The sequence below is a fragment of the Actinosynnema sp. genome (assembly GCF_052038725.1).
The window spans coordinates 1-1,780 of record NZ_JBQGCX010000054.1; the positions used below are offsets into that span (position 1 = coordinate 1).

Annotated in this window: 1 protein-coding gene; it reads left to right on the forward strand. The window is 71.0% G+C overall.

The genetic code is table 11. The features are described from left to right. Positions 1–1,780, forward strand: a 1,780-nt coding sequence (gene hrpA, locus ACTUAL_RS01065; protein ID WP_440898937.1) for an ATP-dependent RNA helicase HrpA, incomplete at both ends; no start/stop codon positions are given.

Here is a 1,780-nt window from a genome sequence, read left to right on the forward strand (position 1 = left end):
GCACGTACGTGAAGGTGATGACCGACGGGATCCTGCTCGCGGAGCTGCAGCGCGACCGGCTGCTGCGCCGCTACGACACGCTCATCGTCGACGAGGCCCACGAGCGCAGCCTCAACGTCGACTTCCTCCTCGGCTACCTCAAGCAGCTCCTGCCGCGCCGGCCCGACCTCAAGCTCGTCATCACCTCCGCGACCATCGACCCGCAGCGCTTCTCCCGGCACTTCTCCGACGCGCCCGTCATCGAGGTCTCCGGCCGCACCTACCCGGTCGAGGTGCGCTACCGGCCGCTGGTCGACCCGGAGGACCCGGAGGCCGACCCGGACCGCGACCAGACCCAGGGCATCTGCGACGCCGTGCGCGAGCTCCAGGCCGAGGGGCCCGGCGACGTGCTGGTGTTCCTGTCCGGCGAGCGGGAGATCCGCGACACCGCCGACGCCCTGAACGCGCTCAAGCTGCGCGACACCGAGGTGCTGCCGCTGTTCGCGCGGCTGTCGTTCGCCGAGCAGCACCGGGTGTTCCAGCCGCACCGGGGCAGGCGGGTCGTGCTGGCCACGAACGTGGCCGAGACCTCGCTGACCGTGCCCGGCATCAAGTACGTGATCGACCCCGGCACCGCCCGCGTCTCCCGCTACAGCCACCGGCTCAAGGTGCAGCGCCTGCCCATCGAACCGGTGTCTCAGGCCTCGGCCAACCAGCGCAAGGGGCGGTGCGGCCGGGTGTCCGAGGGCATCTGCGTGCGGCTGTACTCCGAGGACGACTTCCTGGCGCGGCCGGAGTTCACCGACCCGGAGATCCTGCGCACCAACCTGGCGTCGGTCATCCTGCAGATGACCTCGATCGGCCTCGGCGACATCGCCGGGTTCCCGTTCATCGACCCGCCCGAGGCGCGCAACATCAGCGACGGCGTGCAGCTGCTCCAGGAGCTGGGGGCGCTGGCGCCCACGCAGGGGCGGGAGCTGACGCCGCTGGGGCGCAAGCTCGCGCAGCTGCCGATCGACCCGCGCCTGGCGCGGATGGTCGTGGAGGCCGACCGCAACGGGTGCGTGCGCGAGGTCATGGTGATCGCGGCGGCGCTGTCCATCCAGGACCCGCGCGAGCGACCCGCCGACAAGCAGCAGGCCGCCGACGAGCAGCACGCCCGGTTCAAGGACGCGGGGTCGGACTTCACCTCGTACCTGAAGCTGTGGGAGTACCTGAAGGAGCAGCAGAAGGAGCGCTCCTCGAACCAGTTCCGCAAGATGTGCCGCACCGAGTTCCTGAACTACCTGCGGGTGCGCGAGTGGCAGGACGTGTACGCGCAGCTGCGGCAGGTCGCCAAGACGCTCGGGGTGCACGTCAACACCGAGCCGGGCGAGACGCGCAACATCCACGTGAGCCTGTTGTCCGGGCTGCTCTCGCACATCGGGCTCAAGGACGTGCCCAAGCGCGAGCAGGGGAAGAAGGAGCAGGGCAGGCGGCAGCTCGCCGAGTTCCTGGGGGCGCGGGGGGCGCGGTTCGCGGTGTTCCCCGGTTCGGCGCTGAGCAAGCAGCCGCCGCAGTGGGTCATGGCGGCGGAGCTGGTGGAGACCTCCCGGCTCTGGGGGCGCACGGTCGCGAAGATCGAGCCGGAGTGGGCGGAGCGGCTGGCCGAGCACCTGGTCAAGCGCACGTACAGCGAGCCGAGGTGGGACGCCAAGCGCGGGGCGGTCGTGGCGACCGAGAAGGTGACGCTGTACGGGGTGCCGATCGTGGCTGCCCGGCGGGTCAACTACGGGCGGATCGACCCCGAGCTGTCGCGGGA